The sequence below is a fragment of the Citrobacter pasteurii genome (assembly GCF_019047765.1).
Classification (GTDB): domain Bacteria; phylum Pseudomonadota; class Gammaproteobacteria; order Enterobacterales; family Enterobacteriaceae; genus Citrobacter; species Citrobacter pasteurii.
This window is the reverse complement of sequence record NZ_CP077262.1, coordinates 339342-355069: the sequence shown is the minus strand read 5'-3', so window position 1 is coordinate 355069 and position 15728 is coordinate 339342. Positions and strand designations below refer to the sequence as shown.

At 50.6% G+C, this 15728-nt stretch carries 15 protein-coding genes; 8 read left to right on the top strand and 7 right to left on the bottom strand.

Features of this window, described 5'->3' with window-relative positions; all coding sequences use genetic code 11:
* Positions 1-126 precede the first annotated feature (126 nt).
* The 3 genes from I6L54_RS01740 to I6L54_RS01730 are packed head-to-tail and all read left to right on the top strand — an operon-like array spanning position 127 to position 1392.
* Complete coding sequence (locus I6L54_RS01740; protein ID WP_040231549.1) at positions 127-612, top strand: Hcp family type VI secretion system effector; 486 nt, start codon at positions 127-129, stop codon at positions 610-612.
* A 10-nt stretch (positions 613-622) separates the two neighbouring features.
* Complete coding sequence (locus I6L54_RS01735; RefSeq protein ID WP_040231548.1) at positions 623-1066, top strand: STM2901 family protein; 444 nt, start codon at positions 623-625, stop codon at positions 1064-1066.
* Positions 1060-1392, top strand: coding sequence for a DUF1493 family protein (locus I6L54_RS01730; RefSeq protein ID WP_040231546.1), 333 nt, complete (start codon positions 1060-1062; stop codon positions 1390-1392). Before I6L54_RS01735 ends, I6L54_RS01730 begins: the two co-directional genes overlap by 7 nt.
* A gap of 98 nt (positions 1393-1490) precedes the next feature.
* Here the strand turns inward: I6L54_RS01730 and misL are convergent, their stop codons facing one another.
* Positions 1491-4271, bottom strand: a complete 2781-nt coding sequence (gene misL / locus I6L54_RS01725; RefSeq protein WP_040231545.1) for an intestinal colonization autotransporter adhesin MisL — start codon at positions 4269-4271, stop codon at positions 1491-1493.
* A gap of 74 nt (positions 4272-4345) precedes the next feature.
* Entirely contained in the window at positions 4346-4963 is a 618-nt protein-coding gene (locus tag I6L54_RS01720) for a hypothetical protein (protein WP_005121535.1), read from the bottom strand.
* A 574-nt stretch (positions 4964-5537) separates the two neighbouring features.
* Here I6L54_RS01720 and I6L54_RS01715 point away from each other — a divergent pair.
* The 3 genes from I6L54_RS01715 (at position 5538) to I6L54_RS01705 (ending at position 8611) form a co-directional block, all read left to right on the top strand.
* On the top strand, positions 5538-6311 hold the full coding sequence (locus tag I6L54_RS01715) for a winged helix-turn-helix domain-containing protein (RefSeq protein WP_005121534.1): 774 nt from the start codon (positions 5538-5540) through the stop codon (positions 6309-6311).
* Entirely contained in the window at positions 6308-6772 is a 465-nt protein-coding gene (locus I6L54_RS01710) for a hypothetical protein (protein WP_005121533.1), read from the top strand. The genes I6L54_RS01715 and I6L54_RS01710 overlap by 4 nt, the downstream gene beginning before the upstream one ends.
* A gap of 342 nt (positions 6773-7114) precedes the next feature.
* On the top strand, positions 7115-8611 hold the full coding sequence (locus tag I6L54_RS01705; protein WP_040231543.1) for a C69 family dipeptidase: 1497 nt from the start codon (positions 7115-7117) through the stop codon (positions 8609-8611).
* A gap of 30 nt (positions 8612-8641) precedes the next feature.
* Here I6L54_RS01705 and I6L54_RS01700 read toward each other — a convergent pair whose 3' ends face one another.
* On the bottom strand, positions 8642-9544 hold the full coding sequence (locus I6L54_RS01700) for a LysR family transcriptional regulator (RefSeq protein WP_040231542.1): 903 nt from the start codon (positions 9542-9544) through the stop codon (positions 8642-8644).
* Between the two features lie 110 nt (positions 9545-9654).
* On the opposite strand from I6L54_RS01700, the gene I6L54_RS01695 reads away from it, so the two are divergent.
* Complete coding sequence (locus tag I6L54_RS01695; RefSeq protein ID WP_040231541.1) at positions 9655-10662, top strand: zinc-binding alcohol dehydrogenase family protein; 1008 nt, start codon at positions 9655-9657, stop codon at positions 10660-10662.
* 205 nt (positions 10663-10867) lie between these two features.
* Positions 10868-11770, top strand: a complete 903-nt coding sequence (locus tag I6L54_RS01690; protein WP_040231540.1) for a carboxylate/amino acid/amine transporter — start codon at positions 10868-10870, stop codon at positions 11768-11770.
* Between the two features lie 26 nt (positions 11771-11796).
* On the opposite strand, the gene nlpA is transcribed toward I6L54_RS01690, so the two are convergent.
* From nlpA to dgaE, 4 genes are all read right to left on the bottom strand, one after another.
* A complete protein-coding gene (gene nlpA / locus I6L54_RS01685; RefSeq protein WP_040231539.1) occupies positions 11797-12615 on the bottom strand; it encodes a lipoprotein NlpA in 819 nt (272 codons plus the stop codon).
* A gap of 123 nt (positions 12616-12738) precedes the next feature.
* A complete protein-coding gene (locus I6L54_RS01680; RefSeq protein ID WP_040231537.1) occupies positions 12739-13677 on the bottom strand; it encodes an Rpn family recombination-promoting nuclease/putative transposase in 939 nt (312 codons plus the stop codon).
* Between the two features lie 209 nt (positions 13678-13886).
* Complete coding sequence (gene dagF, locus I6L54_RS01675; RefSeq protein WP_040231535.1) at positions 13887-14630, bottom strand: 2-dehydro-3-deoxy-phosphogluconate aldolase; 744 nt, start codon at positions 14628-14630, stop codon at positions 13887-13889.
* On the bottom strand, positions 14617-15726 hold the full coding sequence (gene dgaE / locus I6L54_RS01670) for a D-glucosaminate-6-phosphate ammonia lyase (RefSeq protein WP_040231534.1): 1110 nt from the start codon (positions 15724-15726) through the stop codon (positions 14617-14619). The genes dagF and dgaE overlap by 14 nt, the downstream gene beginning before the upstream one ends.
* Positions 15727-15728: the final 2 nt, after the last annotated feature.

Sequence of the window (15728 nt, the reverse complement as noted above, 5' to 3'; positions counted from 1 at the left end):
ATATGGATATTTTAAATTCACCCGCGGAATAAGTTATTTACTTTTATCTATTATTAATGCCTTTACTATTGCAAACCAATCGTAAAAAACTTTATATGTTATTTTTTAACAAAGTGGACTATTAAAATGGCAATTCCTGCTTATCTCTGGCTCAAAGACGATGGTGGTGCACCTATAAAGGGTTCTGTTGATGTAAATAATCGCGAACGTTCAATCGAGGTGACATCGTTTAGCCATAACCTTTATATCCCAACGGATGGTAACACAGGAAAGCTTACTGGCACACGTGTGCACGGCGCACTGATTTTTGAGAAGGAATTCGATAGCGCTTCCCCTTATCTTTTTAAAGCCGTTGCCACAGGGCAAAGCTTGCAATCGGCCGAATTCAAATGGTACGAGATCAATGATGCAGGTCAGGAAGTAGAGTACTACAACATGCTCCTCGAAGGGGTTAAAGTTGTATCCGTAACACCGATGATGCATGACACTAAAACTGTCATCAATGTTGGTCATAGAGAACAAGTACAGCTACGTTACGATAAAATCACCTGGCACTATCTCGATGGGAACATTCAATATTCAGATGCCTGGAATGAACGCATAACCGAATAAGTGAAATCATATGGACACTGTCGAAGAGCTTAACGGTACATATTTCTACAGAGGGTTTGCTAATCTTTCAGCAGGAGAACTTCTTTTCTGGATTTTCCTGGATGAAACAAGTGAACAATTTGGCGTAAATGATTATATGACCTTGGGTCTAATTTTACTTGGTCAACCTACGATCGCAACCAGAGATAAGCCGATAGGGGCAACTGCAGGGACATCACCACTGAGCTCTCAGTTACGACATTGGTTAAATATAGAAACTAGACGTTTACCCACCCTAACTACAGGAAGTATAAGACGATTAAAATTTGCATATGTAACAAATCTGGGCGCTTTTGTTGGAAGATGGATTCCAATATTGGGGATTGTCATAATGGCTTATGACGTGACTGAGATTTCATACAAAGTCACAATTAAATATAACACCATAGCCAGAGGTAAAGATAAGCTATGGTAAGTGATGATGATATCATCGCCTGGTACGATGAAACATTTAATAAACCCAGCTTATTCTTTAAAAAGCGTTGGCCAGTCACTCTCGATACCAGCCTTTCAACGGGAGATTATGTGTGGGCCAGTGAAACGGGCGCAGACATCATGGATGCTTACTTTGCAACTTTCAATGTTGATTGCGCCAATTTCGATTTCTATAAATATTGGCCTATTGAGACATTCATACTTTATGCAATGTTTACCTGTAGCAGAGATGACGATGAGCCACAGCCATTAACACTCCGCATGCTGGCAGAGTCTGCAAAAGCGGGTAAATGGCTTTATGACTGAACCTTATTGACGGATGCCATTTATCCGACCTACCGCTTCCCCAAAAAATAAAGCCGCTGACCTATTAATCAGCGGCTTTTCTGTTACTTACAATCCCGTCAGAAATTGTATTTCACGCCCAGCATACCGCGGGTATCGCTGTAGCCTTTGTCGCCGACCTGTTGGGCCACGTTGCTCCACACGTTGAGGCGCGGAGTGATTTGACCTTCAACGCCGACTTTCAGCTCGCCGATGTTCTTCGTGCCGCGCATGTCATTGCTCACATCGTCCATCTTCACGCTGGCGGTCTGGGTGTTGTGGATCCAGTTGGCTTCAACAAACGGCTGGAACTCACGGGATTTACCGTCGTCGATGGCGTTGTGACCGTTGATAAAGGCCTTCACGCCCAGACGGGTCATCAGGTTGCCATCGGTATCATCCTTCACACGGGTACCATTCGCTTCGCGGTGACTGTCGGCCTGCACATCCATCCACACCACCTGCGCTTTCGGTTGCAGCCAGTAGCTGTTGCGCTCGTTTTCACCCAGTTTGAAGCTGTAACCGGCTTCTACCGAAGCGGTTATCCCGCTGGATTTGTATTTCTCTATCGCCTGCTCCTGGCCCATCACTTTGTTATCAAACCAGTTGTACAGCATCCAAGTATCCACGTAGGTGCCGGTTTTGTCTGCGTCATTGGCATACCAGGTGCCGTACAGCCCCACGCTGTAACCGGTAACCTGACCACGTGAATGGTAGCCGGTCAGGCTGGACTGCGTGCGGTTCTGGCTGTTGGCATAGCCTGCCATTGCGCCAATGTGCCAGCGGTCGAGACCGTCGGAACTCCACTGCGCCAGATCGCCGCCTAACTGCATCACATAGCTGTTGCTTTGGGTTTTCAACTGCCCGCTACCGTCTTTAAAGCGGGTATGCGCCCCGACGTTACGCATCCACATACTGGTGACTTTTTTCTCGCCCGTCAGCATGTCGATGTACTGCGTTTCGCCCAGACGATCGTGCAGTCGGGTCATAAACAGCGTGTTAGCGGCGTAGTTGTTCGCCAGATAGCTACCCGCTTCCGGACGGTACTGCTGCTCAGTGACCGGAGGTGCTACAGGTTCTTCCGGTTCAGGAATAATCGGGTCCACAGGATCGACCGGGTCTGGGTCAACAGGATCAGGGTCATGCGGATCGACCGGGTCCGGGTCTTCCGGATCCGGCGGAGCAGGAATAAAGCTGGTCAGATACCAGTTGTTGCCCTTCTGCACAACGTTATAGTCGTAGGCACCGGCAACAATACGGCTTGCCTTCTCAAAATTGCCGTCAGAATTGCCAGCCACTTCAATTATCTCAATCCCTTCAACGGTTTGTGCCCCGGTGCCGCCAATGTTGTTCACCGCCACAAAAGAGTCACCCGTGGTGTTGCCGAGAACAATCAGCTTATCGGTTTCGGAGGTATCGTCATTGAGGACGGTATTAAAGACCAGCGTGCCGCCGTTGCCGGTGTAATCTTCATTGATGGTAAGCGTCTGCCACGGTTCGCCGTCAGTATGCCTAAAGTTCACCACCGCCCCGCTGTTCAGCGTCAGGTCGGTGAGCGTGGAACTGTTGGTCATATTCCAAACTGCATCACTCATTTGCAGCGAGATAACCCCCGTTCCGGCCGTGACGCTGGTGATGTATGACGCCCCACTCCACAACGAGTTGTCGGTCATGTTGAGCTTAATCGCACTGTTTTGCTGCGGCAGGCTGCTGTTCGCGGCAGTCGCGCCAGCGGCGTGAAGATCGCCGTCGATGAGGAAACGCCCGCCAGCAGAGCCATCGACGATACCGCCCGTTTCTGTGCTGATGGCGTAGCTTTCATTGCTGTGGTCGCCCGCCATAGCAATAGTAGCGCCGCCACCAAGATTTACCGTGCCGCGTGAAATCGCATACAGACCGCGTGGCGCTTTGCTGTAAGAGGCTGCCTTCGTAGAGCTGTTAACGTTAATCGTCGCGTTATCACCCAGATTCACCGTTGCATTGGTGGAATAGACCGCATGGGCGCTGGCACCGCTCACCGAAATAGTGGCGTTATTGCCCAGTTCCGTTTTGGAAGATGAGGCGGCATAGATCCCTGTCGAGGAAGCACCCGACGTCTCGATAGTGGCGTCATCACCAAGGCGGATCGAGGAACCACTCTGCCCGGTGCGAAGACCTTCTGAACTGTCACCGATCGTCACAATGTGTGCCCGGTCGCCGACGACAATTGTATTTTTAGCCTGCGTGGCGTCTTTCATTGCGTTTGCAGTGATACCACGCCCCTGGGAACCGGTGGTTTGAATATACAGATCGTCGCCGACGTAAATGCTGGCTGAGCCTTTCCAACCCTGGCTATAGGAGTTGTAACCGGCGTTAATACCGTCACCATCCTGACCGTCCACATAAATGCTGGTGCGATCTCCGGTGATGATAAACACTGGGTTATCCGGCGTATTGGCCCCGTGCGTACGGATACCGTCAACATCTTTACCATTATTAGCGGCATTCTTCGACTGTGTGCGAATCGTCAGGTCATCGCCAAAAATAACGCCCGGACTTCCCGTTTGGCTGTTCTGAATAACGGTAATGGAGTGCTCAAAGGCTTCTGCTCCTGGCCCATTGAGCGTTAACCCATTGCCATAAACAGGAATGATGCCAGCACTCCATTGATAAACATAATTCGGCGTGGCGCTGGTTTTTGCGAAACTGGCATTCGCCTGAGCAGGAAATAAAGCCTGCAATTCCGGCGAAAGGCTGCTCACCAGTCCACTGGAAGGCAGACTGTCAATATCAATCCAGGCCGCGTGGGTTGAAAATACCATTGACGTTAACGCGGCTGATACCGCTATAGCAATGCGTGAGTAATGCTTAGGTTTTTTCATAATAGCCTCCTGCTTTCGGGCGTAGGGCGTCCACCACATCGCGATGACGTGGAAATAATAAAAATGAGAATCAGCTATAAAATGTTAGAGAGTATTTTATGAATGCTTAGGCCTAACTTATCTTCAAGTCGAAGTTTGTAGACATATATTCTCTTAACATCAATATTATCTATTCGGGTAATTTGCTGAATACTTACCCCTGAAATAAATCGCTTGAGTAATACCATTTCCGTATAATTTAATGAACGCCCACGTTTGCTGTTGGCGAGATGCCCCCGGAATAAGCGACGTATTTTCTGATGTTGAACTTCATCACTATCATTGGAATAAATAATCCCTTGAATTTTATTGCTTTTCGATAACCAGTAATTGGCTAACGGCGCCAGGATCCGGTCCGCTATCAATACAATATGCATACCACTCTGCGTCAGGCGATCCACCCATTGCGGATCGGTGAACAGGCGCAAATTCGGGAATGAAAAATCGATAAAAATAAATCCATGGGATAAATGGTTGTGATTATTAAGTAAAAGTTTTTCAACAATGCCTTTTTTCAAATAATCATTACCCTCTGGCCAGACAGCAAAAGCGGCTCGGTGGCAATATTGTGCACGTACGGCAGCATCCGGAAATAATTCACAGGATAATTCACAGCTTATGCAACGAACACTCTGTAGCGTCTTTCTCTTCATCAACTATGCCCCTGTTATTTTCCATAAATATTTCATCGGTAAATAAATGTGTCAATCCGACACGTGGTGAACTCCATTTCTGCTAATAACAGTCGATTGATGAAAATGTTATAAAATCCTATAGAAAAACAATCTCCAACTGTAAACATCGTTATGTTGATAAGTATTACGAAGTTTTCTCTCAGATTAATAACCCATATATTAGGAGTTTTATACACAAATCCAGACATCACGATAAACGTAAATACAGCACTATTTGCTAAAACAAAACCTTAAAAAATGATTTTAGTAAATTACAAAATTCCTAAAAACCAGAAACCTTTGTGATGTTGTGGGATAAATATAATAACTAATCAGATAAACCTGTAATTAATTCTCATTATTTTACCTTAGTTAATTATCACCTAAGATATGTATACCATAACTCATTGTATTAAAAGGATTTACCCATCAAACACAAAATTCTTATCTTTGATCAAGTACAAAGGTAGAAGCGTCTTATCCATTTAGATGTAATATGAAATGGGTATGTTGATGCAAAATATGAGACGTTTTCGTTACTGAGGGCCGGGCATTGTACCTTATCAACCAGTTGGTCGAATTTAATCCTGATAACAAAAGTCTGGTCAATCGACAGACCGGGCGAGCAATTCAACTGCAGATCCCAGCCTCGCTCTGTTTTCTCTATTTAATTACTCACGCAAGTGACATTGTTTCTCAGAACACGCTGCTCAAAGTAGGTTGGGGAGAAAGAAACAATGTGACGACGACCAATACTTTTTACCAGGCAATTTTGACGTTGCGCAATGCACTGGCGGATGTCGGGTTGCCCCGTGATACAGTCAAAACTATTTCCCGGCGTGGACTCAGATTAAATGAGAATACGCATGTGGAGACGATCACTCATTCCCAAACTGAGCCCCCCTTAGCACCATTTATTAAGGAAAACAACAATCCCGAGGTAACACCCTCTCCACCGCAAGTAGCAACGTCGATTCCCTGGTGGAACATTTTCTTAACCACCGGAGTGATTATTACTACTCTGATTATCTGGTTGGTTTGGTATCAGACTCGCCCTGTCATGCCGTTTAGTAAATTCGTGTCGGTTTCTATGCAAATTCCCTCTCAGGAAAACTGTAAAATTTATTACTCACCGAATGAACACAATCTGGAAAGCTATTTCAGCCTGATGCAATCGCATCCCGATCTTTGTGAATATAACAAACATGTGTTTCTTTCAGGTTACCGTAGGGCACAGAGGATGGTGGCCTTTGTCTGCGATAAGGATGCGCGGATAGATGTTCACGCGTTTTGTTCTACTCATTACTACTGGATGCGCGGGAAATGAACAAAATACACAATCTTATCCTGCTGGCGATCGGCGTGGTATTGATGCTGGGTTCAGGCGCCTGGTTATGGTATTCACGCTACGCCGACAGGCCATTGAACTGCGTCGGTAACGTGGAGTGGAATATTGGCAGCAACCGCTTTACCGGCACGGTGTCGTATCGGTTGTACGACCATCAGGGGCTGGCAACCTTAACCGGAAAACTGTACGGGCGTCACGTCACAGGTATTAGCAGAAACATCTATTTTACCTATACCCAGCACCACGACGCGCGCGTGCTGCAGTCAACGCAACTGGTAAAAACCTTCTCAGACTCCGCCGATAAAGACGATATCAACGAGACCTTGCCCAGTTTTTATCGCGAAACCGGACAGCGCCTGAGTCTGGTCATGGAGGAGTATAAAGGGGCGTGGATAGTAGCGAGTTCCACTGTTCCTTCGCTGTATTGCCGTAAAAAGTAACGTCATATCCGGATACAAAAAGGGTGCCCTCACGCAGGAATTCATATTTGTCATCATCGACTTACGCGACATGGGTCACTGAATCCATTCATATCCCATTGCTATTCTTTTCCCCGAATCAGGAAACATCCTGAATATCACGATATCCATTGCGTAATAATTAAGCGAAACGGGCGTTTTATTTTGTCCAGAAGACTTCAATCTACGGATGGATATTTGGAGAAGGCGTGGGCAGGGGCGTTTATCTCTCTCGCGAGCAATGTCTGAAGGTTCAGGCGTTATCGCATTTCAGGAAACGGTGTGTTTCCGGTGTATTTTTGGCGTACATATGAGGGATACGTAATGTTTACTTTTAAAAAGTGCCTGATTGCACTTTCTATAAATTTGGCCGTTGTTTCATCAGGTTTTGCTTGTACGACCCTGCTGGTCGGTAACGAAGCATCAGCGGACGGCTCCATGCTGGTAGCGCGTAGCGCTGACAGTGATGCCCTGAAAGCACAGCATTTTGTCATTCACCCGGCAAAACAGAATCAGACCGGGGTATACAGCACCAAAGCACATAACGGTGCGAATGACTTTACCTGGCCGCTACCCAAAAACTCTCTGCGTTATACCACTGTTCCAAACTGGAAAACCCAGTTGCACGGCGCGACCGGATTTAACGAGCTGGGCGTTGGCGTGAGCGGCACAGAATCTATTTTTGCCTCACCAAAAGCGCTGGCCGCCGACCCGTACGTTGAGGATAAAGGGATCACCGAAGACGATATTCCGGATATTCTGCTGTCGCAGAGTAAAACCGCGCGTGAAGCCGTGGCGCTGCTGGGCCATATCGTTGAGACCGTCGGCGCAGGTGAAGGCTTTGGCGTTGCCGTCGTCGACGATAACGAGATCTGGTATCTGGAAACCGGCAGCGGCCATCAGTGGATGGCACAGCGCCTGCCGAATAACCAGTATTTTGCCACCGGCAATCAGGGGCGTTTACAGGATTACGATCCGAAAAACCCTGACATGATGGCGTCAAAAAACCTGATCCAATTTGCGACCGAAAAAGGTCTGTACGAACCGGCAAAAGACGGTAAATTCAACTTCTCCAAAGCCTATACCCGTGATGACGAACGTGACCGCACGTATAACGACCCTCGCGTATGGACCATCCAGAAAGAGTTCAATCCTTCCGTAAACCAGGATATGGCCAAAGGACGTGAACTCCCGGTCTTCATGACGCCAGAGAAGAAAATGACGCTGGACGATGTGAAGGCCGTACTGCGTAACCATTACGAAGGCACCAGCCATGACCCCTACACCAACGGTCTGAACGGCAAAGAGCCGTGGCGTCCGGTCAGCGTCTTCCGCACCTATGAAGCGCACGTTATGCAGGTTCGTCCGTGGTTGCCAAAAGAGATTGGTGAAACGACCTACATTGGCCTGGGTATGGCCGACCTCACCGCCTTTGTTCCGTACTACAGCGGCCTGAAAGCGTATCCGGCTAACTATACGATGGGTACCGATAAAGCGGACGATCAGTCTATCTACTGGAAATATCGTAAATTACAAACGCTGACCATGACCGATTATCCGAATCTCGCGCCAATCGTTAAAAAAGCCTACAAAGCGTGGGAAGACAAAGTGGCGAAGGAGCAAAAAGAGGTCGAAGCAGAGTATCTGAAAATGGCGAAAACCGATAAACCTGCCGCCGATAAGATGCTGAATGACTTCAACCTTCGCATCATGGCTGACGCCGAGAAGCTGACGGAAGATCTGACTAATCAGCTGTTTACCATCCGCACTAAAGACATTCAGTCTGATATCTTCTTTGCCAACGCGGCGAAAAAAGACTGATTAACGACGCAATAAAATTGCTGGCGCATATTAGTTTTGCGCCAGCATTTCACACCGCGCCTTCACCGCGTCGTGCAGCAGACGGACCGCCGTTGAAAGCTGCTTCCTATGCGGGCAAATCATATTCAGCGGGACTGTCTCTCCCTGATAATCCGGCATCAGCAGTTGTAATCGACCATCACGTACATCCTCGCTGACATCCAGCCACGACTTATATGCCACGCCCTCGCCGGTAATCGCCAGGCGGCGGATCACTTCCGCATCGTCGCTCATTATGGTGCCGTTAACCTGCACGCTGCTGACCTCACCGTTTCGCGTAAACGTCCAGCGATCGTGCAGACGTCCGCGCAAGACGAAGGTCATGGCGTTGAGCTGCGCTAAGTCACCCGGGCTTTGCGGCGCGCCGTTTTGCACCACCCATTCCGGTGAGGCCACCAGCACGCGTCGGTTCCCCGGCGCCACGGGCAGTGCAATGTAAGACGCGTCTTCGGTGTTGCCATAGCGAAACGCAACATCGACGGGATCTTTAAAGACATCCGTCACCTGGTCGGAGAAAAAAATCCGCAGGCGCAGCGCGGGATAGCGGCGTCGAAATGACTGAAAGACCGGCAACAGCAGGTTACGGCCGAGATCGGAAGGCACGGCAATTTGCAGCGTGCCTGACACTTCATCTTCCGGGGTCTGTATTTTTTGCAGTCCGGCATGCATTACGTCCAGCATCTGGCGGGCATAGGGTAGCCAGACCTCGCCTTCGGGCGTCAGGCGCAGGCTGCGCGTGGAGCGGGCGAACAAACGGATAGCCAACGTCGACTCCAGACGCTTGATGGCTGAGCTAACCTGAGCAGGCTGAACGCCGACTTCGCGCGCAGCATCGCTAAAACTATTCAGCGCCGCGGCGCGGACAAACAACGTGAGATCTTCAAGCCGGAACATTTTCACTCCCCGAGTATAAGTCCTGTCGCCGTGGGGCTATTTTTCCCGTTCTGCTGCCGGTTTACCATCGAATTATTCAACACAGATAAGGTTTCTGAACCGGAGAGATGATGAAAGCCATCGCTATTACCCGCGCCGCGACCGACGGCAATAATATTGAATTTTTACAAGAGATTGACCTGCCCATGCCAGTCGCTACCGGGCACGATCTGCTGGTTGAAGTGAAGGCCATTTCCGTCAACCCCGTTGATACCAAGGTTCGCGAGGGTTTTAACGCTGATGTGCCGCGCGTGCTGGGCTGGGATGCCGTGGGCGTGGTGAAATCCGTGGGTGAAGCCGTCACCCTGTTCTCACCGGGCGATGAAGTCTGGTACGCCGGTGCGCTGGGTCGCGCTGGCAGTAACAGTGAATTTCAGCTGGTTGATGAACGTATTACCGCGCTGAAGCCGCAATCACTGGATAATGCCTCTGCGGCGGCGCTGCCGCTGACCGCGATCACCGCCTGGGAAATGCTGTTTGACCGTCTGGGCGTTGAGGAAAACGGCAATGAAGATGATGTGTTACTGATCGTTGGCGCGGCTGGCGGCGTCGGTTCTATCCTGACGCAACTGGCCAGTAAGCTGACCAAAATGACCGTCATCGGTACGGCATCACGTCCGCAGAGCCAGAAATGGGTTCGTGAAGCGGGCGCTCATCATGTGATTGACCACAGCAAGCCGTTGACGGAAGAGCTGGCACGGATAGGCATTAAAGAGGTGACGCACGTTGCCAGCCTGAACAATACCGAGCAGCACTACCAACAAATTATTGCCGCCCTGGCACCGCAGGGCAAACTGGCGTTGATTGACGATCCTGAATTCCTCGATGCCCGTCCGCTGAAGGCCAAAAGCATTTCGCTGCACTGGGAATTTATGTTTACCCGTTCGATGTTTACCACCCACGATATCATCGCGCAACACCAGCTTTTGACCCGCGTGGCACTGCTGATCGACAGCAACACCCTCCGCACCACGCTGGGCGAGCATTTTGGCGCTATCACTGCAGCAAATCTGCAAAAAGCCCACGCGCAAATTGAAACCGGTCGTTCGGTCGGCAAGATTGTGCTGGAGGGGTTTTAACATGCCTGACACTGGGGTGATTTTCATTATTGCGGTACTAAAGGCCAAACTGCTACGGCTGGATTATCTGACGCCGATTGCGCCATAAAATAACTGCCGAAGCCCCTGCCGCATAGGGGGCTTCGGCAGTCATGTCTCACTCGCTTCACTATCTCTGCTATGATGCCTGCACACAAATAAAACAAAACAACATGCCGAGGGAAAGATGAGTTCCACCAGAAGAGGGATGATGAACGTCCTGATTGCCGCCGTATTGTGGGGAAGTTCAGGCGTTTGCGCGCAGTACATCATGGAGCAAAGTCAGATGTCGTCGCAGTTTCTGACCATGACACGTCTGATTTTCGCCGGGCTGATTCTGCTGATGCTCTCTTTCGTTCACGGCGACAAAGTGTTCTCTATTATCAAAAACCGCAAAGACGCCATCAGCCTGCTCATTTTTTCCGTGGTCGGGGCGCTCACCGTACAGCTCACCTTTCTGCTGACCATTGAAAAATCCAACGCTGCCACCGCGACGGTACTGCAATTTTTGTCACCGACCATTATCGTGGCGTGGTTTTCCGTGGTTCGCAAAGCACGACCGGGAATATTAGTGCTGACCGCGATTTTCACCTCGCTCATTGGCACCTTCTTACTGGTCACCCACGGTAACCCGACGTCGCTGTCTATTTCACCTGCCGCGCTGTTCTGGGGAATTGCTTCGGCGTTTGCCGCCGCGTTTTATACCACCTACCCCTCAACGCTTATCGCGCGTTACGGCACGCTGCCGATTGTCGGCTGGAGCATGTTGATAGGCGGCCTGATCCTGCTCCCGTTCTATGCCGGAGAGGGAACAAACTTCATGGTGAATGGCAGTTTAATTCTGGCGTTTTTCTATCTGGTGGTCATCGGTACGTCGCTCACGTTTAGCCTGTACCTGAAAGGCGCGCAGATGATTGGCGGGCCGAAGGCGAGCATTTTAAGCTGCGCAGAACCGTTGAGCAGCGCATTGCTGTCCCTGCTGTTGTTAGGTATTACCTTTACCCTGCCTGACTGGCTGGGCACGCTGTTGATCCTCTCATCGGTCGTGCTGATTTCCATGGACTCCCGCCGCCGCGCCAGAACGGTATAGCCCCGAACGGCGCGGCAACGGGGAGATTACCAACCCGGAACCGCGCCGCCGTTAAAGATTTTCTCAGCCGCTTTCGCCACTTCCGGTGACTGATAAGATTGCAGGAATTCTTTCACATTCTCGGCATCTTTGTTGTCTTCTCGCGCCACCAGGATGTTCACGTACGGTGAGTTTTTGTCTTCGATAAATACGCTGTCATGTACCGGGGAAAGCCCGGTTTGCTGAATGTAGGTAGTACTGATAATCGCCACATCCACTTTCTGATCGTCCAACACGCGCGGCAACTGCGCACCTTCCAGCTCCATAATATTCAGGTGTCGCGGATTATCAGTAATATCCAGCGCCGTGGGCAGCAAGCCTGTATTTGCTTTCAGCGTGATTAACTTTTCTTTTTGCAGCAGCAGTAGCGCCCGCCCGAGGTTTGTGGGATCGTTAGGTATCGCAATCGTCGCACCGTCTTTAAGTTCTGCAACGGTTTTGATTTTCTTCGAATAACCGGCCATCGGGAACACAAAGGTATTGCCCACCGCAACCAGCTTATAGCCGTGCGCGTTATTATCTTGCTCAAGAAATGGGCGATGCTGGAAGACGTTGGCATCCAGTTCACCCTGATTGGTGGCATCGTTGGGCAACAGGGAACCGCTAAACCCTACCAGCTCCACCTCCAGGCCATATTTTTCTTTAGCCACTTTCTTCGCAACTTCCGCCACATCCTGCTCTGCGCCGTTAATTACGCCGACTTTGATATGCTTCGCATCGCTGCTCTGCTGATCGCATCCTGCCAGCAATAATCCCGCCAGCAATACTGCCGCCCCGGCCCCAAAATGAGGTATCTTCAGTTTCACGTTTTATCCTTTTTTAATAACCGCCTGATGAGTAATGAAATGACTATAGCGGCAAGGCCGCTGCGGTTTAAAAAACGAAAAAGCATCAGCAAGAAGAAAAAAGCATAACGGGAAAAAGATAAATTAGTCGGAAGATGCCATTAGTTCATCACTTGAAAGCCCGGTGATAATTAGCACCAGTTCACGATCGATCCCCTTCTCCAGCATGGCCTGGGCTATCCGCAACGCTTCGTCTTGTTTGCCTTCGAGTTTGCCCTTTTGTAATCCCTCTTGTAGGCCACTGTGATGACCAGTTCTTCGCCCCGACTCGCGTAAGCATTCTGCAATAGTCATTAATCTCTCCTTGTGTTGGGGAACGCGTAAAGCCACCTCACGAATAAACGCCTCGAAACGCGGTGCGCTACCAGACTGCATCAGATAATTAAATAGCGTTTCTACCTGGCTGTCATTAGCGTATCCCTTAACCAGCAAAGCAACCAGGTTATCCACCAGCACCATCAGGTCACGTTCACGTATATGCTTCTGGACAAGCTCAAGTAGCGCCACCCGCCGATGCTGCATAATCTCATCATCAGACATCACCGTGATGTCTACCAGCGGGAAGGCCGTACCATAAAGCTGCCGCGCGGTTTGTGGATCGTCAAATTCATCCAACCAACACAGCGAGTACGGATACGGGCTGTCAACGCCATGGTAAAAAAGTATCGGCACCACCAGCGGCAGCGTTTTATGTCCTGCATCAAGGTGCTTCTGCATCGCAGCAATGGCATAACGCATCATCCGGAATGCCATATGAACATCTGGCGAGCTTTGGTGCTCAATCAACGCATAGATATAGCCTTTACCCGATGTCGTTTTCAGCGACCACAGCACATCGGAATAACACGCACGCAAATCTTCTTCAATAAAACTCCCGGGTTCCAGCTTCAGTGTGTCCAGATCGCAAAGCTCATGTAATGACGCCGGAAGATAGGTATCAAGAAAATCCCGTGCCGTATCTGGATGGCCCAGGAACTTTTTAAATACCGCATCATGCGGCGTAGAGGTTATTGGTTTTTGCATGGCGATCCGTCACAAGAAGAACAAGATGACGGGACATTACTCGCCAGTGGCGCACACAACATCAGAGAACTTTTCTATCTGCGAGGCGTTTTGACGGATAAATACATACTTCTGCAATGCATTCATTTTTCATGAATGATATTCGCAAAAATGCCCGGTAAGCGTGAGCTTCTCCGGGCATTCTCTTTTCGCTATCCAACGATGGCGCCTCACACCAGGGTTTTGACTATCTCCATCATCCTGGCGACATCTTCAGGCCGGGTATTGCCGGTTTGCGAGTCGATAATCGAGCTGTACACATGCGGCATGACCCGCGGTACGCCCGCCTCGAGGCAGGTTTGCAGGATAATGCCGAAGTTATCCAGCGAGATACCGCCGGTCGGTTCAATCAGCGTCATGCCGTTGCGCGCCGCGGTCGTCGCCAGCGCGTACAGCTCAGGCAACGATTTCTCACCGCCCATCGGGAAGAACTTCGCCGCATGCGCGCCAGAGTCCAGCATCATGCGCACTGCGGCATCGCAGGAAACGCGGGCTGGCGTGCCCTGGCTGCTGCTGACCCCGGTCGAGATCAACACTTCCCCCGGCGTGCCCGTGGGACTGACTAACGCGTTGATATGGGTCTGTTCACCGCCCGTTGCGGCCAGCGCGCCTGCCGCAAAACCACAGCCGGTAAAAGTCTGGTTGACGTGTGCCGGATGGATCCGTGAGGCAATCATGGCCGCTTTGTAATACTGCGCCGGGTCGCCCGCCCCAAGCCCTACGGAAATTGACGGCACTTCAGCCATCCAACGCTTCACTTCGACAACCCCTTCCTCAACCGAGGCAAACTGTGCGGAAAGGATGCCGATCACCGCATGGCCTTCAGCGGCATCATAGATTTCCCGCGCATTGGCGATATCCTTCGCCAGTACGTTAATCGCCACTTTATTACGATAAAAATTAATCTGCTGCATGCTCTGCAATCTCCTTTAATCGCGCCACGATCAGCGCCATTTCCCCTTCTGCGACCGTACGCGGATCGAGACTAAAGACACCCTGGTGAAGGTTATAACGACGCGCGTAAATCGCAATATCGCCCCCACGCAGCTGTGCTTCTACGGCGTATGCATCCAGTCCCAACGCCTGCGCGTTCACCTGAATACGAACCCGCCAGATGGCGCGTCCGGCTTCGTCCTGCTCAATATCCGCCTTCAGTCCGTGAATCGCTGAAATCGCCTGCGCGACCGGTTGCAGTTCTTCGGCGGTAACGCTTGTTTGCCCCTGATGATAGTTTTCCAGGGCATACACCAGCCCGACCATATTCTCTTTGCCGATCTTCATCGCCCGGGCAATTCCGTGGTGCTGCGCTTTACACGCCGCAATCCATTGTTTTTTCCCGGTGATAAACCCGGAGGTCGGCGCATTAAAGGCTTTTGCCCCGCTGTAGACCACCATATCCGCCCCGCTCGCCACCCAGGCGTGTAAGTCTTCCTCGGCGGCGGCATCGACAATCAGCGGCAGATTGTGAACCTGCGCAACCTGTACGAAGTCCGCAATGTTCAACATGCCTTTCTGCACGCAGTGGTGCGATTTCACATACAGCAGCGCGGCGGTGTTGTCGGTAATCGCGCTCTCCAGCTGCCAGCGGGCCGCCAGATTACTCGAGCCAACCTCCACCACGCGTCCTCCCCCTAAGCGAATCGCGCTGGTGATCGGCGCCCCATAGTCCACGTTATGCCCACGCAGCATGACCACTTCATTGGCCATACCCGCGCTGTCCGGCATCATCGTGACACTAGCCTGGTCACCGCGGGTAATGGCGGCGGCAACGGCAATCGCAATACCCGCCGAGGCGCACGAAGTAACATAGCTGTCCTCCGCGCCGGTGTAGCGGGAAACCAATTGACCGGTACGGTCCACCAGCCGGTCAATTTCAACAAAGGTCGACGCTGCTCGTGCGGTGGCCTGCATCACTTCCGGCGCGACGCTGGAAACGCCCAGAATCGTCATCTTGCCGCAGGCGTTAATCACCTGTTTTAGCCCCAGTTGTTGATAGATATTCTGTGTCATGG